The sequence below is a fragment of the Streptomyces sp. NPDC107538 genome (genome assembly GCF_055657445.1).
Genome location: NZ_JBVKAY010000003.1, coordinates 803,363 through 827,617 on the forward strand (window position 1 = coordinate 803,363; position 24,255 = coordinate 827,617).

Genomic DNA, 24,255 nt, shown 5'->3' on the forward strand with positions numbered 1-24,255 from the left:
TGCTGCCCGCAGCACCTGTCTCGGTGGCCAACAGGTGGCCGGACGCCTTTGGATGACGTAGCACGAGGTGGCACAGACCAACCAGCCGCACAAGCTCTGATCAGGCAGAACGTCACTGGGCAGCACGACCGGGCGCCACGCAGCACGATGGCTCGTGGTCGCGTAATGCGTAGGTCTCGGGTTCGAATCCCGAAGACGGCTCGCCTGGGGTCGTTGTGGGTTGGTGGGTGTGTCGTGCGTGGTGGTGCGGTTACGGTTGGTTTTCGGGTTGGGGCGAGGTGGGAGCGGGGGAGTGCGGGGTGCTGGAGCTCATATCGCTGGCGACGGTTTCGGCGATGTTGGGGACCGTGGGTGCGGGGATGGGCAACGAGGCGGGGAAGAACGCGTACCTGATGATCGGCGGGTTGGCGCGTCGGATCGCGGGGCGGGAGGTTCCGGCGCCCGAGCGGCCCGTCGAATGGGAGGGGCTGGCCCGGCTGTTGTACGAGGGCGCGGCGCGGAATCAGGAGCACGCCCGGGGGCTGGCCGAGGTGGAGGCGGTGGTCGGCAGGGCGTTGGGGCAGGTGCGTGTCCGTGCTTCTCCGCAACTGCCCGACGGTCTGCGGGGCTTCGTCGATCGTGACAAGCAGATGCGGCAGCTCACGCGTGAGGCGTCCCGCAAGTTCGACGGTCGTGCTCGGAGGGTTCAGCTGTACGGGCCCGAGGGGATGGGCGGTACGTCCCTCGCTCTGCGATGGGGCTGGCGGGAGTTGCGGCGGTATCCGGACGGGCAGCTGTACGTGGACCTGGCCCGGGTGCCGGACCCCGCCATGGCCCTCCGGCAAGCCCTTCGCAGCCTCGGGCTGGACTCGGAGGACATTCCGCCGGGTCTGGAGGAGCGGATGGATCTCTTCCGCCGGCTTGTCGCGGACCGGCGGCTGCTCATCGTTCTCGACCATGCCCGGACTGCCGCGCAGGTGACGCCTCTGCTCACCTCGGCGCCGGACGTCTTCACCATCGTCGTCGCCCACCGCCGTCTTCCCCAGGCGGATGCCGAACCGATCGAGGTGGTGCCCCTGCCCGAGCGGTACGCCGTCGAGTTGCTGACCGAGGTCGCGGGCAGGCGGACCGTCCACGAAGCCCGCGCCCGCGCCGTACTGCCGCAGGTGCTCGCCCGGTGCGGCGGATCTCCGTACGCGTTGAGGACGTTCGCGTCGCTGCTGGAGGCGATGTGTCAGGGAGAGGAAGAGATGCCCACCGAGCCCGGGAACGAGCCGGCCCACGCCGCCGCGCAGGAGCAGTACCGCACGCTCTCTCCGAGCGCCGCCCGGCTGTACCGGCTTTCGGCACTGTGGCCGTGGCCGGCGCTCGGCCCGGCCGTGGCAGGGGCCATGGCCGAGACCGGGGAGGCCGAGGCGGCCCGTCTGCTCGCCGAACTCGCGGAGAAGGGGCTGCTGGAGGAGACGGGCACCGGCCGCTACCGCTTCCGTCCCGCCGTACGCCGGCACGCCGAGCAGGCCGCCGTACGCGAGGACGGCATCCCCGCATGCTCCCGGGCCGTGGCGCGCGCGGTGGAGTCGCTGTTGTCGTTCGCGGTGCGGGCCGACCGCGCCGCCCTGCCGGAACGCTGGCACGTGGGCCCTCTGTTCAACGAGCTGCCCTCCGGCGCCTACGCGTCCAAGGGGGAGGCGATCGCCGCCCTCGGCGCCGAGCTGGGCAATCTCGTGCAGGCGGTGTTCGCCGCCGAGGAGTACCGTCTCGGCGACCTCGCGTGTCAGCTGTGTGAGGCACTGTGGGCCCTGCAGCTCAAGGACGGACGCCATGAGGAGATCCTGCCGGCGCTTCGGGTGGGCGCGAAGGTCGCCGACGACGTCTGTCCCGGCACCCGGATGGCGGGACGCATGCACACCCTCCAGGCGATGGCCCTGATCGAGTCGCGGCGGTTCGCCGAGGCGGAGATCCAGGCGGAGAAGGCCGCGGCGGCCGAGCGGCAGGCGGGGCATCCGCGCGGTCTGGCCACCGCCGTCGAGACGCTGGGCCTGGTGCGGCTGGGGCAGTGGGACTTCTCCGCCGCCCACGACCTGTTCGTCGAGGCGGACGGCATCTGGGGGCGGGTCGGTCCCGGAGACGACGGCTACGGTGACCGGCTCCGTGCCCGTGCGCTGCTGAAGCGTCACCGGGGGCGCGCGCTGAACGGTCTCGATCGCCTGGACGAGGCCGAGGAGTCGCTGGTGGAGGCTCTCGGGTTCTTCCGTGAGAAGGAGCCCTACAACACCGCGCGCACGCTCACCGATCTGGCGGACACCTACCGGCGGGCCGGGCGGCAGGCGGAGGCGCTGCCGCTGATCGACGAGGCGATCGACGCGCTCACGGGCGAGAACGCCCACTACCACGTCAATCACCTTCGGGCGCTGCGCGATCGCTGTGTGTCAGCGGACCGGGGTCTGCCCGAGTGACCGACACCTGATGTGCGGTGTGCCCGGTCCACACGGTCAGACCGTCCGTCAGGTCCGCGGGGTCCTTGCCGAGGGCCAGCCAGGCGTGCAGCGCCGAAGCGTATGCGGCCGGGTCGGCTGCCCGCGGGTCGGCGGTGAGACGCAGGAGCGCTCCGCCCCTGGTCCGCACCACGCAACCGCCGGCGGCCGTGATGTACGCGGCGAGTGCGCAGCCCGGGTGGCGTTCCAGTACCTCGGCGGTCCAGTACTCGGGCGGGCCGAGCCTCGGGTCGTCGGGTGAGCCGTATCTGAAGATCACATCGGCGAGGGCGAGGAGACCGGGGTCCAGGGTGTCCTCGTGCACCGCCGTGTGCGCGTCGCCCGGGCCCTGCGGTTCATGGCGAGGATCCGGGTAGCGGGTGACCGATACCTCCGTCGCGCCCAGCACACTCGTCAGCACCCGCAGCGGAGACGTGCGCACCGGAGGGTCGTACGCGGGCAGTGGGAGCGGGTCGAGCAGCGCCGGTGTCGTGGGCTCGGGTATTCCTATGGCGTCGTAGAAGACGCGGCGCAGACGCGCGGCCGCCTCACCCGGGGCGGAGGTCGTGAACTCGGCGGGGCCGCTCATGGGGCGGTGCGTGGCCAGCAGAGCGTCCATCTGGGGTCGCAACGGCTCGTACGGGTCCAGTCGTGGGGCCTTCCGTACGAAGTCGGCCACCGGCGAGTCGGCGGCCAGACCTGTCAGCGGTGCGGCTGCGAGCAGTGTGGGAATGCCGAGGGCGGCGGCGTAGTACGAGACCGAGCCGAAGTCGCCCACCACGACGTCCGCTGCCAGCAAGGCCTGGCGCCAGCCGTCCAGGGGGTCCACCAGCGTCAGGCCGCCGCGTTCTGCTCTGTCCAGCCATGATCGGATTTGTCCAGGGCCGTGGCCATGCCAGATGTTGGGGTGCAGTACGGCTGCGATGCGGTGCTCGTCCGCGGGGAGTTCGGCGGTCAGTCGCGGGAGGAGAGACGGCAGTACGTCCTCGTCGCCGCCGTCGCCGAACAGGGACTCAGGGTTCCATGTGGAGTTCAGCAACACGAGTCGCTGCCCGCGTTGCACGCCCAGTGCCCTGCGGAAACGCTCCCTGTACGGGCGCGCTGCCAGCATGCGGTCGAAGCAGGGGTCGCCCGCGAGTACCGCTGTCGGGGCTGCTTCGGGGCAGGCGTCGCGCAAGCGCTCGACCTGTTCGGGGTGCGACAGGACCAGTACGTCCGCGACCGGGGTGCCATCCGCCAACAGCCACTCCGGGGAAAGCCCGAAGACGGGGCCGGTCTCCGGTCTCCGGTCTCCGGTCTCCGGTCTCCGGTCTCCGGTCTCCGGTCTCCGGTCTCCGGTCTCCGGTCTCCGGTCTCCGGAGCCTTTTATTGTAGCCCGCGCCGTGGGACAATATGACCAAATCACCTTGAATGGCGTGGATTTCGCCGCCGAAGCTGGCTGACAGAGCCAGATCCACCGGGGTGTCCAACGCCTGGTCCCAGGGCAGGACCGGCACCCCCACACGCGCCAGCAACTCGCTCACCCCTGCCTGGAACGGCGACGACCCGGTGCAGGTCGCGAGGAGTTGCACGCGCAGGTCGTCACGGAACAGCGGCAGCACGTCCAGCAGGCGGGTGGCGGAGGTGACGTTGTGGACGATCAGCAGCACCTTCCGGCAATGTCCGCGCGTTGCCCAGCCGGTCGAGCCATGTCCTACCGGCACGCGGAGCCATCCGGTCCGTCCCTCGCTCACCCTGCCTCCTCGTCCTCCGCGTCGCGGCGCCACCACCCGTGTGAGCAGCCACGATAACGAGGTGTGCGGTCGGGGCGTCCGGGGGTCAGTCGCGGGAGACCTCGTGGTGGTGGCCGTCCGGGCGCGGGAGGGGTTTGAGGTCGACCTGGATGCGGTGGGTGGAGTCGTGGCTGACCGAGCCGCCCAGGCGGGCCTCGACCACGCCCAGGCGGAGGCCCGCTCCGGCCTCGCCGGTGCGGTGGAACTGGACCGCGAACTCCAGGCTGACCTGCTCCACGGTGAAGCGCCAGTCGCTCGCGGCGCCCTCGGCCTGGGCCCGGGCCAGCTCCGCGCGGACCGTGGCGATGGCCTCCGCGAGGCCGACCGGTTCGGTATCACTCATGTCAACACCCCGTCGGATTGCGATGATTGACCGATCCAGGTTCGTTCACGAGTCTAGGGACACACCATGCCTCGCGCGTAGTGTGAGGTGGCATGGGGGAATTGCGTGCGGACTGGAGGCTCCGGCTGCGGCGCGGGAGTGCGCGGGGTCCCATCTGCGGTGCCGGGGTGCTCGTCGACCAGGACACGGCGCTGACCTGTGCGCATGTGGTGCGCCGTCCGGACGCCGTGATGTGGGTGGAGTTCCCCGAGAGCGGTGGGATCGAGGGCGTGTCCGCGCGTGTTCCGTCCGGTGGCTGGCTTGCCGAGGGGGAGGGTGGGGAGGATGTTGCTGTGCTGCGGCTCGACAGTCCTCGGCCACAGGCACGGCCCGCCCGGCTGGAGACCGTCCTGTGGGGTGGCATGGAGGTGTCCGCTACCGGGTACGCGGAGGGCTTCGACGACGGGATGAGCCTGTGGGGGCGGATCGGCGGGGTCAGCGGTGAGCGGGTGCAGCTCGACGCCGTGACCAAGGCCGAGGTGGTGCGCCAGGGGTTCAGCGGGGCCGCCGTGTGCACCCGGCCGGAGGAGGGGCGGCCCGCCCGGGTGGTCGGGCTCGTCGTCAGCTGGCGGGGGGACATGGGTGAGCTGCTGCCCGAGAACAACCGGCTCGCGTTCTCCTATCTGATCCCGGTCGAGCGCATCGCCGAACTCTCGCCCCTGGTGAAGGAGTTGAGCGGGCCGGACGCCTGGGACCACGGCTTCGAGGAGCGGTTGGGGCGGTGGTTCGAGGATCCCGACGAGGAGCCGGTGAAGATCACCGTGGTGCCTCCGGGGAGTGGGAAGAGCCGGTCCCTGCGGCATCTGCTGCACCGGGCCGACCTCGTCCATCGCGGTGGCGGCTCCAGTAGACCGGACCTCGCCGACCATGCCCTGGGCCATATCGCGTTCCCGCCCGGGCAGTACCTGGCGTACTGGGACTGGCTGCTCGGCGCCCGGCCTCAGCCCCGGCCCGGGCCCGCACCGGCGTCCGGTCCCGCGGCCGTGTCTGGTCCCGCGGCCGTGTCCGGGCGTGGGGTCACTGTTCTTGTCGACGGGCTCGACGAGGAGCGCGAGCCGGGGCCGCTGATCGAACTCCTCGCCCGATTACGGTCGTTCGGCTTCCGGTTGCTGCTGGTCTTCCGGCACGAGGGCGGTACGGGCTGGACCGCCGCCCGGGACGAACTCCTCGCGCCCGCGCTCCTCGCCCACGCCGACACGCTGCTCGCCCGGCTGGAGCGGGCGGAGTTCAGCCGCGCGGTCCGGCACGGCGTCGTCGACAGCGCCTCCCTCGGCTCGCTGACCGAGACGGCCGACCGGCGCAGAGGCGAACGCCGGCTGATCGGCGAGACCAGGGATCCGCAGCTACGGCTCGCCCGCTCCCGTGAGCTGATCAGAACCCTCCGCGCCGACCTGCGGCGCTCCGGAGAACGGGGATGAACTCCGCCGCCGGAAAAGGAAAAGGAAAGGGACAAGAGCAAGGGCAGGGGCAGGGGCAAGGGGCAGGACCGGGGCGTGCGCGGGGGCAGAAGGACGAGCGCGCGCTTGCGCAGGGGCGTGCGCAGGGGCGTGCGCGGGGGCAGGGGCAGGCGCGTGCGCAGGGCCAGCAGAGAGACCAGGGACAGCAGGGACGGCCAGGGCAGCCGGGAGGGCCAGGGCAGCCGGGACAGCCAGGGCAGCCGGGACTGCGGCAAGAGCGCGCGCAGGGGGACGGGTACGAGAACACGCGCGGGTACGGGCGCGGGCGTGCGCCGGGGCGGGCGGCGGATGGCGGGTCGGGCCAGGCGGCGGATGGCGGCCCGGGGGCCGTCTGTCCGCATCGGCGGTTCAGCGGTGCCCCTTGCGGCGGCATCGTCCTGCCCACTGGTCACTGCGCCGAGTGCGGGCGGGCGGTGGACGGGCCCCGGCTGCCCGCGCTGCCGGCGGAGCCGCGTGAGTTCGGCCCGGCCGAGCTGCTCGCGCTGCCCGAGCGGGTGCCGCGTCCCGCGCAGGAACGCCTCATCCATCCCGAGGCTCCGCTGCGCGTCCGTATGGTCTGCTCGTCCCCCGAGTGCGGGATCGCCTTCGCGCCGCCGTACACCGTGGGGCCGGTGCCGGTCGAGGGGTACTGTCCGGCCTGCGGCGAGCCGTACTCGTACCGGCCCGAACTCGCCGAAGGCGATGTGCTGCGCGACCAGTACCGGATCATGGGGCCCATCGCGCACGGCGGGCAGGGCTGGGTCTATCTCGCCGAGGACACGCATCTCGGTGACGTCGTCGCCGTCAAGGGCATGCTCAACCGCTACGAGCGGGACGGGGCCCGGCTCGCCGATGTCGAACGCCGCAACCTCGTCGCCATCCGGCACCCCCGTATCGTCCAGATCCGCGACTTCGTCGCCCGGCGCGACGACACCGGGCAGGTCACCGGCGGGTACATCGTCATGGACGACGTCGGCGACGGCACCCTCGACAAGGTCGTCAAGGAGACTCGGCGCGGGGAGTCCGTCCTCGACATCGAGCACGTGGCCGCGTACGGCTGTCAGATCCTCGAAGCCCTCGTCCATCTGCACGCGGGGGGTGAGAAGGGCTTCGTCTACGGGGACATGAAGCCCTCGAACGTCGTGCACCACGGGGACGGCGTCAAGGTCATCGATCTCGGCGGGATGCGCGAGCACGGCCAGAGCCAGCCGCCCGCCCATGTCACACCCGACTACATGGCGCCCGAGACGGCGTCCGCGCCCATGCCCACCACCGCGCACGATCTGCACACGGTCGGTGTCACCCTGCGCGAACTCGCCGGCTGGGCCGTCGACGAGGTACCCGGCCTCGGCACCGCCTCCTTCCGGGGGGTCGTCGAGCGCGCCACGCGAGGCGACCCCGGGCTGCGGTTCGCCGACGCCCGGGAGATGGCGGGCCAACTGCGGGGCGCGCTGCGGGAGATCCGCGCCCTGCGCGGCAAGAGCGACCCGCCCGAGCCCTCCGACTACTTCTGGCCCTCTCCGCAACTGCTCGGCGCCCGGCTCGGCACGGTCCCCGGCATCGAACACTGGCTCGACCGCCCGCCCCGCGACCGCTACGACCCGCCCCTCGCCCCCACCCTCGACCTGGGCGCCCCCACCCCCACCGAGATCGCCCGGCGGCTGCCGGTGCCCCGGCGCTACCCCGGCGATCCGCAGACCGCGCGGTTCGAGGTCAGCAGCGGCTACGACCCCGGCCGCCTCCTCGACCAGGAGGACGGCAGACCGCCCTCGGTGGAGATCCGGCTGCACAACGTACGGGTCCTGCTGGGCCGGGACACCCAGGACGGCCGGGACGATCTGGAGCGGGCGCAGGAGGAACTCGACACCGCCGACTCCATCCCCGGGCCGTCCGCCGTGCGCCGGTGGCGGCTGGAGTGGCACCGCGCGCTGGTCGCGCTGCGCCGCGCCGGTCTCGACGACGATCCGCGCCGGGTCGCCGAGGCCAAGGGGCACTTCGCCCGGGTCCGCCTCGAACTGCCCGGCGAGTACGCGCCCAAGCTGGCCCTCGCCTACTGCGGGGAGCGGCTCGGCGACGACACCGCCGGGCCCACCGCGAAGGAGCTGTACGAGGCCGTGTTCGCCCGCAACCCCGCGCACGGTGGCGCCGCGCTCGGTCTCGCGCGGCTCGCGCTCCGCGCGGGCGACCGGCGCGCGGCCCTCGACGTCCTCGGCCGGGTGCGCCCCGGCACCCTGGACCACACGGTCACCCGGATCGCCTCGCTGCGCATCCGTGCGGCCCGGCTGCCCCGCGCCGGCGATCCGCTGCCCGAGCCCGCCGAGGTCGACGCGGCGCTCGCCGAACTGCGCGGCCTCGTCCGCCGGGAGCCCGGGGCGGGCGGGCCGAGCCTGTCCGAGGACGAGGCGCTGCGCCTCGGCACCGAGCTGCACGAATGGAAGCTGGACGCGCTGTACAGCCGCGACGACCGGCCCGGGCCTCGGGGAGAGGGCGGTGGCGGAGGGGCCGACATCCGCGGGCTGCGGCGGCTCGGTGCGCAGGAGCGGGAGTTGCGCGCGCGGATCGCGTCGCACTACCGGCAACTGGCCGCCCGGCACGGGGATTCGGCCGCCGCGCATGAGCACCTTGTGGATCTCATGCAGGCGGTGCGGCCGCAGACGGTGGTGTGAGTGGTGTGAGTGGTGTGAGTGGTGTGCGTGGTCTGAGTGGTGTGGGTGGTGTGAGTGGTTGTGGTCGGGTGCGGGTTCGGTGGGGCTTCTCGCGCAGTTCCCCGCGCCCCTTGAGGGCCTGCGGCCCCCACGGGCCGACGGAGGAGGGACCGTGAGGGACGACATGAGCAGACACGACGGTGGGCGGCTCGGGAGTCGTACGAGTGGGCACGGCCGGTCGGTGCGGCCGGAGATCCGGTTGCGGGTGGACCTCGGGGGTGATCTGCGGCCGCACCGCAGCGCGAAGATCGAGGCGCATCTGCGGGTGGACGTCACCGCCGGGGGCGCGCCCGCCGAACTGCCCGCGATCGAACTCGCCGTGGTCATCGCGGTGGACGTGGCCGAGCCCCTGCGGGCGGCCGTCCGGCACGCGCTGCCGGCCGCGTTGCGGGCCCTGCCCGACGGCATCTCCTTCACCGTGCTCGGCGCGGGGCCCGAGCCCGTGCGCTGTCATCCGGGGGGCGACACCGAGTGGGCCGTGGCCGACACGTACGAGAAACGGCGGGCCGCCTTCGCCGCGGGCGCGATCCCGCTGCACCGGGACGGCCCGCGCCCCGCCGGGTACGCCGTCTGGGCCGCCGGGGCGCGCGCCCTGCTCGCCGCGCGCCCCTTGTCCGTACGGCATCTGCTGCTGATCACCGACGGCAGCAGCGCGCCCGGCGGGACCCGGCGCGACGAGGAACCCGACAGGGACCTCGACAGGGAACTCGAAGAGGAACTCGACTTCTGTGCCGGGCACTTCACCTGCGATGTGCTTGCCGTGGGCGCGGACTGGACCCCGGAGCCGCTGCTGACGCTCGCCGAACGGCTGCACGGCTCCGCCGAGTTCGTGGACGACGGCCTCGGCCAGGCGATCACCGCCGCGATCCGGCGGCTGCGCCGGGTGCACACGCCGCAGTTGCCGATCGAGGTGACCGTACGGCCCTCGGTGCGGCAGGTCGCGCTGAACGAGAAGGCGCCCCGGCCGCACCGGCTCGGCGGGCTGCCCCGGCCCGGCCGGCCGCACCGCTGGAGCTTTCCGACGTACCAGTGGGAGGAGGGCGGCCGCGACTATCTGCTCACCCTCGTCGCCGACGCCGACCACGATCCGCTGGAGACGTATCTGCAGTTCGCCATGGTCTCCGTCGGCGATGTCCACGCGGCCGTCGTCGCCCGCTGGCACCGCCCGGACCTGCCGCCGCCCGACCTGCCGGCGGGCGCTGCCAGTGTGCGCGACCAGAAGTCGACCACCGTGATGCGGGAGGCCCTGCGCCGGGGGCTCGTCGCGCTGGGGGAGGAGCGACGGGACGCCGCGAAGGGGCTCCTGGGGCAGGCCGCGCGCCTCGCGGACCGGTTCGGCGCGGACTGGGTGCTGGACGAGATCCGCGCGGTCGCCGACATCGAGGACGCGCCCGCGGCACGGGTCCGGCTGCGCTCGGCTGTCGCCGCCGACACGCTCGGGCCGATGATCCTGCGCGCCGGGTCCCGGCCCGTGCCCCTGACCGACACCGGCGGTCCACGGCCGGGCCCGCGCTGCGGCCGGTGTTCCACCCCGGCCGGGGCCGAGGCGCGGTACTGCGTCGGGTGCGGGGAGAAGCTGCTGTGACGGGCGGGGTGGACAGCGGGTCGGGGGTGCGGGGGTTGTGGGCGGGGGCGGTCGGGGGCGTTGCCAGGTGCGCTGTCGGGTGGGTTGTCAGGTGCGCAGGCGGGTGGGTTGCCGGGTGCGGTCTCGGGTGTGTTGTCGGGTGCGGGTTCGGTGGGGCTTCTCGCGCAGTTCCCCGCGCCCCTGAGAAGCAGGGGCTGCGCCCCCTGCTTCTCAGGCCCGCGGAAGCCCGGTTGCTCAGGGGTGCGGGCAGCCGCGCGGCCAGGAGGCCGCTGTGACGGCCGGGCGGGGCGCCTCGCGTGGTCGGCGTTTTCTTGCCGCCCCTCTTCGTGGGTTCTCCCCCGGCGCGTTCTGGCGGGCGCGGCTGAGCGGGTGGCGGACCCGGCGGCTGCTGGAGGCGCATCTGCTGGTGCTGACGGTGTGCGCGCTCGTGGCGGCCGGGGCCCTGGTCATGTCGTGCCGGCAGATCCAGGGCGGCGCCGGGGCGCTCGCCGACGAGGAGGCGCCCGCCGTGCAGGGACTGGCCGCCACCCGGCTCGCGGTGTTGCGCGCCGACTACGAGGCCCGTGAACTGGAGAAGTTGAAGCTCGACGACGTGGCGGGCTCGGGCGAGACCTACCGGGCCCAGCTCTCCGCCGCCGACCAGGGGCTGTCCCGGATCGCCGACCGGACCGACCAGGACCTCGGCACCGTCAACGGGCTGCTCGCCACCTACAGCAACTCCCTCACCTCGGGTACGGCCCTGTACCGGGACCAGCCGCTCATGCGCGCGCAGAAGCTCGCCGAGGCGCGCTCGCTGCTCGTCCGGCAGGGCGTGGGACTCGTCCCCCGGCTGCACGACATGCAGCGGAACCAGATGCGGCACGCCGAGGCCACCGCCACCGAGGGGTGGTTGCAGCGGAGTGGCTGGTGGACCGCGGAACTCGCCCTGGCGGCCCTGGCGTTGGTCCTGTTCTCCGCGCTGTTCGTGCTGCGCGACCGCTGCGGCCGGGACTGGAACCCGTATCTGCTGGCGGCCTTCGCGCTGACCGTGCTGCTCGCCGTCGTCCCGCTGCTGACCATGGCGTCCGCGCAGGACGACCTGGACAGGGTGGTCGCGGATCTGGGGGAGATCACCAAGGTGTCCCGGGAGCCCTGCTGCGACGAGGGGCTGGCCGACGCCCAGCAGATCGTCACGGAGAGGTCCGCGGACGTCCGACGGGTCCTCGCCGACGACACCTGGACCGACCGGGTCCACCAGGGCACCCTCACCGGCGGCCTGCTGATCGTCGTCCTGCCGGCGGCGGGGCTCGGCATCCGGCTCGACAGCGACTACTGGAGGCGGCGGTGAGGCCGTGGAGCGGGCGGGTGAGGCGGCGATGACCGCGTACGGCGGGCGGGGGAGGTGGCGATGACTCGGCGGTTCAAGGTGCTGGTGTTGCTCGTGGTGCTGCTGCTGGTGTGCGCGGGCGGGATGGTGGCGGTGTGGTCGGAGCGGGACGACGAGCCGGTGACCATCCTCGGGCCGTGGACGGACGCCCAGGGGAGGCAGTTCGAGGAGGTGCTGCGGAGCTTCGGCATCCCCTTCCGGTACCAGGGCACCGCGGCCCAGCGCGAGGTGCTGCTGTCCAAGGTGCAGTCGGGTGAGCCCCCGGACATCGCGATCATGCCGGGCGTCGGCGAACTCGCCGAGTACGCCGGGCAGAACCGGCTGCAGCCGCTGAACGACCTCTACGCGGAGGAGGAGTACGGCGCCCCCTGGAACCCGGTGAGCGGGCCCTCCGAGGACGCGTACTGGGTCCCGGTCAAGGCCGACCTGAAGAGCATCGTCTGGTACCGCGAGGGCGAGCGCCCTGCGAACTCACCCGCCCCCTTGGGGAGTTGGTGCATCGGTATGGGGGACGACGGTGCCTCCGGCTGGCCCGGCAGCGACTGGATCGAGGACCTCGTCCTGCAGCGGGAGGGCCCGGACGTCTACGGCGGGTGGGCGCTGGGCGACGGCGCGGTGCCCTGGACGGGGACCGAGGTGCGCAGCGCGTGGGAGGCGTGGGCCGGGCTGCTCCGGCAGGACGAGGCGGCGGCCGGGCGCGCCCTGCTCACCGACCATCGCGGCGCGTCCGGCGGGCACGGTCTGCTCTTCGGCGCGGCGTACGGCTGTGCCCTGGAGCACCAGGGCTCCTTCGCCCGCTCGTTCTACGGGCCCAAGCGGCGGGAGGCGGGCCTGATGGACTCCGCCCCGCTGCTGCCCGGCGGCGGTTACCGGGTCCGAGCCCATGAGGTGACCGGGGACTTCGCCGCGCTGTTCGGCGACCGCGCCCGGGCCCGCGACCTCATCGGACGGCTGGCCTCCCGGGAGGGCCAGCAGAAGTGGGCCGAGACGGCGGACGTCTTCTCGGCGAACCGGCGGGTACGGCCGGGGGACAGCCCCCTCGAACGGCAGATCGCCCGGCGTCTCACCGGCACGGGCCCCCGCTGCCTCGACGCCTCCGACGTCATGGCCCCCGCCGTCCGCGACGCCTTCTACGAGGCCGTTCTCCTCACCATCGCCCGCGCGGCGTCCGGGGAGGACCTCGACGTTGCTGGGCTGCTGGCCGACGTACAGAAGGTGGCGGACGCACAGCCGGACCGGGCGCCGGCGCTGCGGAGGGTGTGCAGCGCGTAGGGGGTGGGTGGGTTCGGGGGCGTGTAGTGGGTGGGGTTCGGGACGCCGAGGGTGCGGTGGAAGTGGGGGCGGAGGGGCCGGGGCTGGGCGAGGGCTAGGGCTAGGGGGGCTAGGACTAGGGCTAGGGCTGCGGTGGTGGTGGCGGGGGGTCGGTCGGGGTGCCCGGGACGATCAGGCCCGTTTCGTATGCCACCACCACGGCCTGGGCGCGGTCGCGGAGGCGGAGTTTGGCGAGGATGCGGGCGACGTGCGTCTTGACGGTGGCCTCGCTGAGGCGGAAGTGGGCGGCCAGTTCGGTGTTGCTGAGGCCGGTGGCGAGGGAGCGGAGGACCTGGAGTTCGCGGGGGGTGAGCGGGGCCAGGTCGCGGTGGAGGGCGGGGGTCTCCGGGGTGGGGGCGACAAAGCGTTCGATCAGGCGGCGGGTGATGGCGGGGGAGAGGAGCGCGTCACCGGTGCGGGCCAACCGGACGGCCGCCACGAGGTGTTCGGGGGTGACGTCCTTGAGGAGGAAGCCGCTGGCGCCGGCCGTGAGGGCCGCGTAGACGTAACGGTCCAGGTCGAACGTGGTCAGCATGACCACGCGGGGCGGGTCGGGGACCGCGCCGGAGAGGATGCGGCGCGTCGCCTCCAGGCCGTCCGTGCCCGGCATACGGATGTCCATCAGGACCAGGTCGGGGCGTGTGCGGTGGACCGCCTCCAGCGCCTGGTCGCCGTCGGCCGCCTCGGCGACCACGTCGATGCCGTCCGCCGACAGGATCATGCTGAACCCGGTCCGCACGAGGGCCTGATCGTCGGCGATCACCACGCGGGGGCGGTCCGCCTCGACGGTTGGCCGGGCGTGGGGGTGGCTGACCGTCATGACGGGGTCCGGGAGGTGGGCGGGGTGGTGGGGGGTAGGGGGTTGCTGGGTGGGGTTGTGCCGGAAGGTTCGGTGGGTTCGGTGGGTGGGGGAGGTGCGTCGGGAGGGGTGGTGGGTAGCGGGATGACCGCTCGTACGCGGTAGCCGCCGGTCGGGCGGGGGCCCGTGTGGAGGGTGCCGTGGTGGAGGGCGAGGCGTTCGCGCAGGCCCAGGAGGCCTCGGCCCGTGCCGGTCGTGGCCGCGGGTGCGGGGGTGCCGCCGGTGTCCGTGATCTCCAGGCGCAGCGCGGTGGGCGTGTGGTCGACGGTGACTCGTACCCGGGCGCCCTCGGCGTGCTTGAGCGTGTTCGTCAGGGCCTCCTGGACGACGCGGTACGCGGCCAGGTCGGCGCCCGGTGACAGCGGGGACGCCGGGGTGCCGGTGACCGTCAGCTCGACGGGGACGCCGGAGGCGCGCACGCGGTTGGTGAGAGCCGGGAGTTGGGCCAGTCCCGGTTGCGGGGCCAGCTCCGTGTCGACGGTGGGGGTGGGGTGGGAGAGGGCGGCGGAGACGGCTGCCGCTGTGTCCGTACCGGCTGCCGCCATGTCCGTACTGGCCGCCGCGTCCGTGTCGCCCGCCGCTATGTCCGTGCCGGCCGCCGCCGTGTCCGTGCCGACCGGTGTCACGTTCGTTCCGGCCGGTGTCACGTTCGTTCCAACCGGTGCTGCGTCCGTTCCGACCGGTGTCACGTTCGTTCCGCCCGGTGCTGCTTCCGTTCCGGCCGCCCCCGCGTCCGTTCCGGCAGGCGTCGCCCGGGGGCCGGTCGGTTCCTCCCCGGTCGGCGTGGCCCACCGGCGGGTCGGCGTGGCCCATCGGCCGGTCGGCCTCTCCCCGGTCGGTGTCACCGACGGGCCGGTCGGTGTCGTCCTCGGGCCGGTTGGTGCCGCGTACCGGCCGGTCGGAGCCGCGTACGGGCCGGTCGGAGCCGCGTACGGGCCGGTCGGAGCCGCGTACGGGCCGGTCTGGGGCTCGGGTGGGGTGGTCGGGTTGCGGGGCGGCGGTGTGGTGGGGGTTTCGTCGGGCATGGTCAGCAGGCCCATGACGTGGCGGAGTTCGGTCATTGCCGTGCGGCCGCCCGACTCGACGGCGAGGAGGGCCTCGCGGGCGCGGTCGGGGGCGGTGTCCATGATCTTGCGGGCCGCGCCCGCCTGGATGACCATCACGCTCACATTGTGGGTGACGATGTCGTGCAACTCCCGGGCGATACGCGACCGTTCGTGCTCGACGGCGAGACGGGTCGCCGCCTCCTGCTGCTCCTGGAGAGCGTGCACCCGCTGCTTCCAGATGTGGATCGCGTTGGCCCCGAGCCCCACCCCGAGCAGGACCAGGAACGGGATCACCCCCGGGGTGACGTACGGGAAGTTCTCCTCGGCGAACGTCGCGATCAGGGCGGCGCCCGCCACGAGACCGATGAGCGCGCGCAGCCGGTACGGGCTGTGGACCGCCGCGCTGTACGCGGCGACCAGGCAGGTCAGGAACGTGTACGTGGTCGTCTCACCCGCTCCCGGCCGCTGGTTGAACACCATCGTCGTGACGATCACCGCGCAGAACGCGGTCAGCGGATAGCGGCGGCGGACCAGCAGCGGCAGCGCGGTCAGGGCGGCGAGGAGCAGCTGCCAGGTGTGGGGCGCACCGAGGTCCCGCGTCGGATACGGCGGTGTCGGCAGCGGTGGCGGCACGGGCAGCTCCGGCCCGGCTCCCGGGAACGGTGTCAGCACCTCGTGCGGCAGGTGCGGGATCATGTCCACGCCCTGCGCCAGCGTGGCGGCGACCGTACAGGCGGCCAGCAGGAAGGCGAGGCAGGCGTCGGCCGTCCACGCCCACCGGGAGAGGCGGGGCAGCGGGCCCTTGGCACGGAGGAGGGGCGACAGGCCGTACCGCCGGGACCGTACGAGCGCCGCCCGCGCGGCCGCCCACCCCCCGTCCCGCCGGGATCGTACGAGCGCCGCCCGCACGGCCACCCACCCCCCTACCGCCCAGGCCACCACCGCCCGGGCAGCCGATGGCCCGGCTGCCGCCGAACCAGCGGCAGCGGCTGCCGTCGACCCCGTCGCCGTCTTTCGCGTCTCCCCGCCGCCCATGGGAGCAGTGTGGCAAGCGGCGGCGGGCGTCACATCCGTCGTGGTGGGGACGGGGCGTACATCGTCCGCGTACATCTCGGGGATGACGTGCGCGCGGGGTCCGTCCGGTGCGGCAGCGGGGTTCGTCGTCGAGGCCGACGACCGGGGGCGGGGGCCGTCCCTAGCGTCGGGGCCACACGTCAACCACCTTTCTGGGGAGGCCCCGTGGGGACCACCACGACCCCGTCCACCGCCGCGTCCGCCACCGGCGCCGCGCCCGTCATCGACATCCGTGAGGTGAGCAGGGCGTACGGCGGTGAAGGGCCGCCCGCGCTCGACGGGGTCTCGCTACGGGTGCGGGCCGGGGAGGCGGTGAGCGTCATCGGGCCCTCGGGGAGCGGCAAGTCGACGCTGCTCAACCTCATCGCCGGGCTGGACCGGCCGAGTTCGGGCAGTGTCACGGTCGACGGGGTACGGGTGGACCGGCTGGGGGAGGCCGGGTCGGCGCGGTACCGGCGGGCCAAGGTCGGGATGGTCTTCCAGTTCTTCCATCTGCTGGAGGACCTGAGTGTCGTCGACAATGTGCTGCTGCCCGCCCAACTGGCGGGCCTGAGCGGGGCGGAGGCCCGGCGGCGGGCGGCGGAGTTGCTGGAGTACCTCCGCGTCGACCGGCACGCCGACGCGTACCCCGGGCGGTTGTCGGGCGGCGAACGGCAACGGGTCGCCGTGGCCCGCGCGTTGATGAACCGCCCGGCCCTGCTCCTCGCCGACGAGCCCACCGGCGCGCTCGACACGGCGTCCGGCGACGACGTCCGCGCCCTCCTCACCGAACTCCACGCGGACGGCCAGACGATCGTCCTCGTCACCCACGACCCGCGCCTCGCCGAGTCCTGCGCGAACCGGACGGTGGAGCTGGTGGACGGCCGGATCGTGCGGGACGTGGTGCGTGACACAGCGCATGGCGGGGCTCATGACGCGGTGCGCGGCACGGCGGCGGTGGAGCGGTGAGCGCGCTCGGGCGGGTGGTGCGGGCCGGGGTGGGGCGGCGGCGGGTGCGCACCGTGGTGATGGTGCTGACGACGTGGATGGCCGTGACCGCGTCGGTGCTGGCGGTCGGGCTGCTCGTCGCCGCGCGGGCGCCCTTCGACCGGGCGTTCGCGGAGCAGCGCGGTGCGCATCTGACCGGGCAGTTCGACGGGACGAGGGTGACGGCGGCGCGGCTCGCGGCCACCGCCGACGTGCCCGGGACGACCGCCGTGGCCGGGCCGTTCCCGGTCGTCTCGGTACGGCCCCGGACCGTCACGGGGTCCGACTTCGTGCCGGCCGGGGTGGAGCTGCCGCCGCTGACCGTCGTCGGGCGGAAGGACGCGGGTGGACCCGTCGACGAGATCGACCTGGTCGAGGGCGAGTGGGCCACCCGGCCGGGCGAGATCGTCCTGGCCGACGGCAGCGCGCCCCTGCGGCCGGGCGACCGCCTGACCGTCCCCGACGCGCCGGGCGGCCCGACCCTGACCGTCGTCGGCATCGCCCGCTCGGTCACCGGCACGGGGGATGCCTGGGTCACTCCGGCCCAGGCGGAGGGGCTGGTGGGGGAGAGCGCCGGGGGCGAGGGTGTCGGCGCCGGGAGTCGGGCGGGCGCCGGGGCCTCGTACGAGATGCTCTACCGCTTTCGGGACGCCGCCACCGAGGCCGATGTCGCCGCCGCGCGGGCCGCGATCGTGGCGGCCGTGCCGGAGGGGGCGCTGAGCGGGGCGCGGTCGTATCTGACCGTGCGGCAGGAGGAGACGGCGAACGCGATGGCCTTCGTACCGTTCCTGGCGGCCTTCGGGGTGCTCGGGCTGTGTCTGTCGGTGCTGGTGATCGGGATCGTGGTCGGTGGTGCGGTGGGGGCGGCGACCCGGCGGATCGGGGTGCTCAAGGCGCTCGGGTTCACGCCCGCGCAGGTCGTACGGGCGTATGTGGCCCAGGCGTTGCTGCCGGCGGTGGTCGGCTGCGTCCTCGGGGTGGCGCTCGGCAACGCGCTGGCCGTGCCGGTGCTGAAGGAGGTCGGGGAGGCGTTCGGCGCACCGGCCGGGGGGATCCCGGTGTGGGTGGACGCCGCCGTCCCCGGCGCCGCACTCCTGCTGGTCACGGGCGCGGCCCTGCTCCCGGCCCTGCGCGCCGGCCGCCTGCGGACGGTGCAGGCGATCGCCCTCGGGGGCGGCGCCGGGGGGAGTGGCTGGGGGGACGCCGGGCGCGGGGGCGGGACTTGGACGAAGGCGGGAAGCGGGACGGGGACGGGGATGGGGACTGGGACGGGGACAGGAAGCGGGACGGGGGCTGGAGCGGGGGACGGATCCGGGCTTGGCCGTGGGCGGCCGACGCGACGGTTCACAGGCGGCCGGTTCGCGACCAGACGATTCGCCGTCGACCGGCACACAGCGGACGAGTCCATCGTCGACCGGCTAGTGGCGGACGAGTCCACCGTCGACCGGCTCGTAGCGGACGAGCCCACCGTCGGCCGGTCCGCAGCCGATGAGACCGCAGTCGACCAGTCCACAGCCGATGAGTCCGCAGTCGACCAGTCCACCGACCGTCAGTTCACGGTCGCCCGCGTCCGGACCGGGCGTGTCCCGACCGGGCGTGTCCCGATCGGGCGGTTCACGGGCAGGCGGTTCACGGGCAGGCGGTTCGTGGGCGGTCGGTTCGCGGGTGGTCGGTTTGTGACTCGGGGTTTCACGACTGGCCGGTTCACCGCCGCTCGGCTTGCGGCTCGGTTGCCGTTGTCGCGGGCTGTGGGGCTTGGGCTGGCGTATCCGTTCGCTCGGCCCGGGCGGGCGGTGACGGTGGGGGCGGCGGTGGCCTTCGGTGCTGTGTCGGTCACCTTCGCCGTGGGGCTCGCGCTGACGTTGGGCGCGGTTCAGGAGGGCCGCATGCTCGACCCGGCCGGGTCGGTCGTCGTGGAGGCGGGCGGCGGGCAGGGGCCGCCCGGTGCGGAGGTCGTACCGGCGGACGGGGACGGCCGGGCGGCGGAGAAGGCCGATCCGGCGGCCGTGGCCGCCGTGCTCCGTGCCCAGGACGGCACCGAACGGTTCTACGGCACCGCCCAGGCCCAGGTCGGCGCCTCCGGGGTCACCGGCGCGACGACCGTCATGGCGTACGAGGGCGACTCGGCGTGGGGAGCCCCCGGGCTGGTCTCGGGGCGCTGGCTCGACGGGCCGGGCCAGGCCGTGGTCACCGGCCGGTTCCTGACGGCCGCCGGGATCGGGGTGGGGGACACGGTGACCCTCACGGACCAGGGCCGGCGCGCCACCGTACGGATCGTCGGCGAGGCCTTCTTCACGCAGGGCGAGGGGATGGTGCTGCTCACCTCGACCGCCACGCTCACCGAACTCGGGCTGGGGGAACAGGCGTTGCCGGGCCGGTTCTACGTACGGACGGCGTCCGGCACCGACCCTGCCCAGTACCTGGACGCGCTCAACCGTGCCCTCGACGACGCGGGTCTCGGTGCCTTCGCCCACCGCGACACCGGTAACTCCTCCAGCGTGATCGTGGCCATGGACGCGCTGATCGGGACGCTCACGCTGATGCTCGTCGTGGTCGCCGGGCTGGGCGTCCTCAACACGGTCGTGCTCGACACCCGCGACCGCGTCCGCGACATCGGCGTCCTCAAGGCCCTCGGAATGACACCCCGCCAGACCGTCGCCATGGTCGTCACGTCCGTCGCCGGGGTCGGCCTGCTCGCGGGGCTGGTGGCCGTACCGGCGGGGATCGCCCTGCACCGGGCCGTCGCCCCCTTCATGGCCGACGCCGTCGGCATGACCCTCCCGACCACCCACCTCACCGTCTACGGCCTCCCCGTACTCGCCTCCCTCGCCCTCGGCGGCCTCCTCATCGCCGTGACAGGCGCGCTTCTCCCAGCGAGCTGGGCGGCGAGGACGGACACGGCGACGGCGCTACGGACGGAGTAGAAGGGGGCAGGGGCCACTCGTGTGGAGGCCTCCGGCGAGGAGGCGGGGCCGTTGCGAGGGGGCTGGCGATGGGGCTGCCGGCGAGGAGGCGGGCCCCGGCGAAGGGTCTGCCAACAAAGGGGCCGTCGGGACAGAGACCGTCGGCACAGAGACTGTCGACACAGAGGCTGTCGGCAAGAAGGCGGGGCCGCTGGTGCGGAGGCCGTCGGCGAGGGGGCCGTTTGCGGAGGAGGTGGCCGGCGATGGGGCCGCAGTTGAAGCGCGCGCTGGCGAAGCGGCCGCCGTGGAGAGGCCGCGCGTGAAGAGGAGAGGACAGAGGACCCTCGGCGCGGTCGCGCAGTTCCCCGGGCCCCTGAAAAGCAGGGGCGGCGCCCCCTGCTTTCGCCCCTGAGCGGCCGCAGGCCCTCAAGGGGCGCGGGGAACTGCGCGAGAAGCCCCACCGAACCCGCACCCGACAACGCGCCCCACCCAGTGGACCGTGCCGAAGGAGCAGGCCGCCGTCGTGTCGGACGAGGTGGCCGCGCACAAGCGGCTGTTCCCGAGCAGCAACCGCCCCACCCAGCCGCTGAACAACCGCGAGGTCACCGTCGTGGAGGACTGACCTCACGGTTCCGGGACCCGGCGGCGGGGGCTGGGCCCGGCGGCGGGGGCCGGGGCCGGAGGCGGGCAACACCCCTTCAATCGGCAACGGCGGCCCGGGCGTTGACCCGCCCCGGACGCACCAGCAGAATGAGCGCGCAACCGCGCCTGAGAGCGCTCTCACGGTGTCGCTCCGGGCGTGCCCCCGTACTCCGTCCGTCCGGTACGCGCACCGGCCCTCCCGGGCCGCCCAACAACTTACGGAGACCCATGACCGGCAGACAAGGCAGCCCGGCGGTCAGCCGCCGCACCCTCCTCGGCACCGGCCTCGGGGCCGCGGCGGCGCTCACCGTCGCGGGCACGGGCGCGGGGACGGCCCACGCGGCGCCCGGGACGTCCGGGAGCACGGCCCGGCGGCGCGGACAGGCCTTCCTCGCCGCCGCCATGGACGCCTACCCCGACCACGGCACCGTCCGACTGACCCAGAGCTACACCGACCAGGCGGGCCTGTTCAGCACGGCCTTCACCTATGACAACGCGCTCGCGATCCTCGCCCACCTCGCCGTGGGCACGGCGGACGGCCGGGCCAGGGCGGTCGCGCTCGGGGACGCGCTGATCTACGCCCAGGAGCACGACCCGGCGTACGACGACGGCCGACTGCGCCAGGCGTACAACGTCGGGCCGTACGTCTACTACGACGGCGTACCGCAGCCCGACGGATTCGTGCGGGCGGACGGGACGGCCAACGTCGGCACCCAGTTCGGCTTCACGGGGACGGCCGTCGGCGACATGGCCTGGGCGGGGATCGCGCTGAGCGCGCTGGCCCGGCGGACCGGGGCCCGGCGGTTCCTCGCCGCCGCGGTGCGGATCGGGGAGTGGATCGAGCGGACCGGCCGTACCGACGAACCCCTCGGCGGCTACAAGTTCGGCGTGAACGGGGCGAACGAGAAGCTGCCGTTCACCTCGACCGAGCACAACACCGACCTGATCTGCCTCTTCGGACGCCTCGCACGGCTCACCGGCGACCGGGTGTGGAGCGAGCGCCGCGCACGGGCCGAGGCGTTCGTGCAGGGCATGTGGGAGCCGGGCCGGGGCGCGTCCGGCGGCTTCTTCTACACCGGCACCAACGACGGCGTCACCGTCAACACGTCGCCGATCCCCGAGGACACCCAGACCTGGACCCACCTCGCGCTCGACTCGAAGCGCCACTCCCGCTCCCTCGACTGGGCGGCCCGGGAACTGGCCGTCCTCGACCACGCCGAGCGCCGCAACAGCACGGTCCCCGCCGGGCAGTCGTACGAGGGTGTCACCTTCAGCTCCGCCAGTCTGCTCGCGAACGAGGACGCGCCCATCGCCGAGTTCCAGCCCAAGCCGAACCGCAACGGCGTGTGGTTCGAAGGCACCGCCCATCTCGCGCTGGCCCTGCGCGACCGGGGCGCGCGTGGTGATGAGACGCGCGCCCGGCGCCTCCTCGCCTCCCTCGAACGCGCCCAGGACCTCCTCGGCACCGACCAGACCGTCGGCGGCCGGGCCCTCCCCGCCCGCTCCGGCGTCGTCTCGGCCAGCAGCCCCCTCGACACGGGCTTCGGCTTCGGCTACTACCCGTACCGCCACACGGGCGCGACGGCCTGGTACCTGATGGCCGCGACGCGCTCGAACCCGCTCCGGGCCTGACGACGGCCGGTCCACCCCGGCCGTGTCAGCCCGGGGTGGACCAGCCGTCGGCGAAGTCGCAGAGCCGGGTCATGAGGGCGAGCCGCTGCTCGGGGGCGTACGCGTCGTGGTCCGACTCGTGCAGGACGGTGTCCACCCAGCGGCGGTAGGGGCCGTCGGGCGTGGTGTAGGGCGCCGCGTGGGCCGAGCCGAGGCGGCTGTCGACGTACAGGAGGGCGCCCAGGACGACGGGCTGGTCGTAGCGGAGGTCCGTGCGGGGCAGATAGCGGTCGAGGTAGGCGGCGAGGATCGCGGCGTCCTCATGCGTGCCGAAGCGGGCCAGGGCGAAGCTGTGGCCGATGCCCGCGTACGCCGACCGGCTCTCCAGCAGCAGCGCGCCGATACGGGCCCGGTACGAGGTCCGCCGGTCCACGCCGATCAGCCACGAGGCCGTGAGACGTTCGCGCCAGCCCTCGAAGAGCAGGGCGTCGAGGTCGGCGTCCGTGATCGACGTGGCGTCGACGAGGAGCGGATTGAGGAAGCGTCGGCGGGTGGCCCCCTCGAACCGCAGGAACCGGCCGCTCATCAACTCGCCGTACCGGCCGATGCTCCGCCGGTGGGCGCGCGGCTGGACGTACCGCTTGGCGGCGTTCCACCGGACGGCCTCATCCGGAGTCATGGCCGGCACCCGCGACTCCCCCGCCCTGCGCCGCACTTCCCGCTCCACCATGCGCCGAGCGTAGAGGGAAAGGCCGGTAACCACCGGTCCGGGCGGGGGTCCGGGTGCGTATCCAAGGGCTACGGAAGGAAGGGAAAGGAAGGGAGTTGGGCGGCGTACACGAGGAGGCGGTGCGAAGTCTCCGAAATGAACGACTAGCATCCCGGCCGTAAACAGTCGGTGGAAAATGGGATGCGGCCGACGCTCGTCGGCTCCGCCGTACGTCGTCCGTACGTCGTGCGTACGTCGTCCGTACGTCGTGCGTACGTCGTCCGTGCGTCGTGCGTAGGTCGTCCGTGCGTCGTCGGCGGTCCGTGTACAGGATGGGGTTGGTGTCGTGGTGGAGGCCGGGCCTCGGGTCGCTGTCGCCGTGGTGACGATGGGCAATCGGCCCGCCGAGGTGGACGCGCTGCTCGCCTCCGTGGCCAAGCAGGACATCGCGCCCGCGCGGATCGTCGTCGTCGGGAACGGCTGCCCCCTCCCCGAGTTCGCCGAACGGCTCGGCCTGCCCGGCGAGGTCACCCTCGTCGAGGTGGACGAGAACCTGGGCTGCCCCGGCGGCCGGAACGTGGCCATCGAGCGGCTGCGGGAGTTCGGGGACGTGGACGTCGTCGTCGAACTGGACGACGACGGTCTGCTCGTCGACGCCGATGTGCTGCGCCGCGTACGGGACTTGTACGCCGCCGACCCCCGCCTCGGCATCGTCGGCTTCCGCATCGCCGACGAGCACGGCGAGACCCAGCGACGGCACGTGCCCAGGGTCGGGGCCAAGGACCCGCTGCGCGGCGGCCCGGTCACCGGCTTCCTCGGCGGCGGACACGCCCTCTCCATGGCCATGCTCGGCGAAACGGGCGACTGGGCCGCCGAGTTCTTCTTCGCGCACGAGGAGACCGACCTCGCCTGGCGGGCGCTCGACGCCGGCTGGACCGTGCTGTACGCCCCCGAACTGCTCCTCCAGCACCCGAAGACCTCACCCGCCCGGCACGCCATCTACTACCGGGTCAACGCCCGCAACCGCGTCTGGCTCGCCCGCCGCCGCCTCCCGGTCCCCCTCGTCCCCGTCCACCTGGGCATGTGGGTCCTCATCACCCTGCTGCGGACGCGCTCGGCGGGCGGACTGAAGGCGTGGTTCAGCGGCTTCGTGGAGGGCTGGCGCGAGTCGGGCGGCGAGCGCCGGCCCATGAGCTGGCGGACGGTGTGGCGTCTGACGCGGCTCGGCCGACCGCCGATTCTGTAGCGCCGATCCTCTAACACCGATCCCGTAGCGCCGATCCTCCAGCACCGATCCTGTAGCGCCGATGCTGTGGCAGGGAATCGTGAGAGCGCTGTGCCCCGGTCGTTCACCCCCGTGGACCGGGCCACGGCGCTCTCACGATTCCCGGATCCGGCAGCGGCGGCGTCACTCCCCCGAGCTACGCGTACCACG

At 73.6% G+C, this 24,255-nt stretch carries 15 protein-coding genes and 2 pseudogenes; 11 read left to right on the plus strand and 6 right to left on the minus strand.

Annotation, left to right across the window (positions count from 1 at the left end; genetic code table 11):
- Positions 1-299: 299 nt before the first annotated feature.
- On the plus strand, positions 300-2,435 hold the full coding sequence (locus ACZ7MG_RS14090; RefSeq protein ID WP_471390399.1) for a tetratricopeptide repeat protein: 2,136 nt from the start codon (positions 300-302) through the stop codon (positions 2,433-2,435).
- Here the strand turns inward: ACZ7MG_RS14090 and ACZ7MG_RS14095 are convergent.
- The gene (locus ACZ7MG_RS14095) at positions 2,374-3,693 is read right to left on the minus strand and encodes a hypothetical protein (RefSeq protein ID WP_471390401.1); all 1,320 of its coding nucleotides are present in this window, start codon (positions 3,691-3,693) and stop codon (positions 2,374-2,376) included. The genes ACZ7MG_RS14090 and ACZ7MG_RS14095 overlap by 62 nt on opposite strands.
- A gap of 578 nt (positions 3,694-4,271) precedes the next feature.
- A complete protein-coding gene (locus tag ACZ7MG_RS14100; RefSeq protein WP_471390404.1) occupies positions 4,272-4,568 on the minus strand; it encodes a trypco2 family protein in 297 nt (98 codons plus the stop codon).
- Between the two features lie 92 nt (positions 4,569-4,660).
- On the opposite strand from ACZ7MG_RS14100, the gene ACZ7MG_RS14105 reads away from it, so the two are divergent.
- From ACZ7MG_RS14105 to ACZ7MG_RS14125, 5 genes are all read left to right on the plus strand, one after another.
- Positions 4,661-6,025, plus strand: a complete 1,365-nt coding sequence (locus ACZ7MG_RS14105) for a S1 family peptidase (protein ID WP_471390407.1) — start codon at positions 4,661-4,663, stop codon at positions 6,023-6,025.
- A gap of 590 nt (positions 6,026-6,615) precedes the next feature.
- Complete coding sequence (locus ACZ7MG_RS14110; RefSeq protein ID WP_471390659.1) at positions 6,616-8,709, plus strand: tetratricopeptide repeat protein; 2,094 nt, start codon at positions 6,616-6,618, stop codon at positions 8,707-8,709.
- A 163-nt stretch (positions 8,710-8,872) separates the two neighbouring features.
- A complete protein-coding gene (locus tag ACZ7MG_RS14115; protein WP_471390410.1) occupies positions 8,873-10,333 on the plus strand; it encodes a vWA domain-containing protein in 1,461 nt (486 codons plus the stop codon).
- 271 nt (positions 10,334-10,604) lie between these two features.
- Complete coding sequence (locus ACZ7MG_RS14120) at positions 10,605-11,660, plus strand: hypothetical protein (protein ID WP_471390412.1); 1,056 nt, start codon at positions 10,605-10,607, stop codon at positions 11,658-11,660.
- A 60-nt stretch (positions 11,661-11,720) separates the two neighbouring features.
- Positions 11,721-12,971 (plus strand): carbohydrate ABC transporter substrate-binding protein, encoded by a 1,251-nt coding sequence (locus ACZ7MG_RS14125; protein ID WP_471390415.1) that lies wholly within the window; start codon positions 11,721-11,723, stop codon positions 12,969-12,971.
- A gap of 121 nt (positions 12,972-13,092) precedes the next feature.
- Here the strand turns inward: ACZ7MG_RS14125 and ACZ7MG_RS14130 are convergent, their stop codons facing one another.
- The 3 genes and pseudogenes from ACZ7MG_RS14130 to ACZ7MG_RS14140 form a co-directional block, all read right to left on the minus strand.
- The gene (locus tag ACZ7MG_RS14130; protein WP_471390418.1) at positions 13,093-13,830 is read right to left on the minus strand and encodes a response regulator; all 738 of its coding nucleotides are present in this window, start codon (positions 13,828-13,830) and stop codon (positions 13,093-13,095) included.
- A pseudogene (locus ACZ7MG_RS14135) lies at positions 13,827-14,345 on the minus strand (sensor histidine kinase); the annotation flags it as partial. The pseudogene ACZ7MG_RS14135 and the gene ACZ7MG_RS14130, both read right to left, overlap by 4 nt.
- A gap of 495 nt (positions 14,346-14,840) precedes the next feature.
- Positions 14,841-15,740: pseudogene (locus ACZ7MG_RS14140) on the minus strand (sensor histidine kinase); the annotation flags it as partial.
- A gap of 414 nt (positions 15,741-16,154) precedes the next feature.
- Here ACZ7MG_RS14140 and ACZ7MG_RS14145 point away from each other — a divergent pair.
- From ACZ7MG_RS14145 to ACZ7MG_RS14160, 4 genes are all read left to right on the plus strand, one after another.
- Positions 16,155-16,937, plus strand: coding sequence for an ABC transporter ATP-binding protein (locus ACZ7MG_RS14145; RefSeq protein WP_471390420.1), 783 nt, complete (start codon positions 16,155-16,157; stop codon positions 16,935-16,937).
- Entirely contained in the window at positions 16,934-19,879 is a 2,946-nt protein-coding gene (locus ACZ7MG_RS14150; RefSeq protein WP_471390423.1) for an ABC transporter permease, read from the plus strand. Before ACZ7MG_RS14145 ends, ACZ7MG_RS14150 begins: the two co-directional genes overlap by 4 nt.
- 478 nt (positions 19,880-20,357) lie before the next feature.
- On the plus strand, positions 20,358-20,480 hold the full coding sequence (locus tag ACZ7MG_RS14155; RefSeq protein ID WP_471390425.1) for a hypothetical protein: 123 nt from the start codon (positions 20,358-20,360) through the stop codon (positions 20,478-20,480).
- Positions 20,481-20,728: 248 nt separating this feature from the next.
- Positions 20,729-22,132 (plus strand): Tat pathway signal sequence domain protein, encoded by a 1,404-nt coding sequence (locus ACZ7MG_RS14160; protein WP_471390426.1) that lies wholly within the window; start codon positions 20,729-20,731, stop codon positions 22,130-22,132.
- Positions 22,133-22,157: 25 nt separating this feature from the next.
- Here the strand turns inward: ACZ7MG_RS14160 and ACZ7MG_RS14165 are convergent, their stop codons facing one another.
- Entirely contained in the window at positions 22,158-22,841 is a 684-nt protein-coding gene (locus tag ACZ7MG_RS14165; RefSeq protein ID WP_471390429.1) for a DUF6000 family protein, read from the minus strand.
- A 325-nt stretch (positions 22,842-23,166) separates the two neighbouring features.
- Between ACZ7MG_RS14165 and ACZ7MG_RS14170 the strand changes: the two genes are divergently transcribed.
- A complete protein-coding gene (locus ACZ7MG_RS14170) occupies positions 23,167-24,066 on the plus strand; it encodes a glycosyltransferase family 2 protein (protein ID WP_471390431.1) in 900 nt (299 codons plus the stop codon).
- Positions 24,067-24,255 lie beyond the last annotated feature (189 nt).

Excerpts from the sequence above, each read along its gene's own strand:
- ACZ7MG_RS14100 (WP_471390404.1), bottom strand. The coding sequence starts at position 4,568 with ATGAGTGATACCGAACCGGTCGGCCTCGCGGAGGCCATCGCCACGGTC.
- ACZ7MG_RS14105 (WP_471390407.1), top strand. The coding sequence starts at position 4,661 with ATGGGGGAATTGCGTGCGGACTGGAGGCTCCGGCTGCGGCGCGGGAGT.
- ACZ7MG_RS14110 (WP_471390659.1), top strand. The coding sequence starts at position 6,616 with ATGGTCTGCTCGTCCCCCGAGTGCGGGATCGCCTTCGCGCCGCCGTAC.
- ACZ7MG_RS14115 (WP_471390410.1), top strand. The coding sequence starts at position 8,873 with ATGAGCAGACACGACGGTGGGCGGCTCGGGAGTCGTACGAGTGGGCAC.
- ACZ7MG_RS14125 (WP_471390415.1), top strand. The coding sequence starts at position 11,721 with ATGACTCGGCGGTTCAAGGTGCTGGTGTTGCTCGTGGTGCTGCTGCTG.
- ACZ7MG_RS14130 (WP_471390418.1), bottom strand. The coding sequence starts at position 13,830 with ATGACGGTCAGCCACCCCCACGCCCGGCCAACCGTCGAGGCGGACCGC.
- ACZ7MG_RS14160 (WP_471390426.1), top strand. The coding sequence starts at position 20,729 with ATGACCGGCAGACAAGGCAGCCCGGCGGTCAGCCGCCGCACCCTCCTC.
- ACZ7MG_RS14165 (WP_471390429.1), bottom strand. The coding sequence starts at position 22,841 with ATGGTGGAGCGGGAAGTGCGGCGCAGGGCGGGGGAGTCGCGGGTGCCG.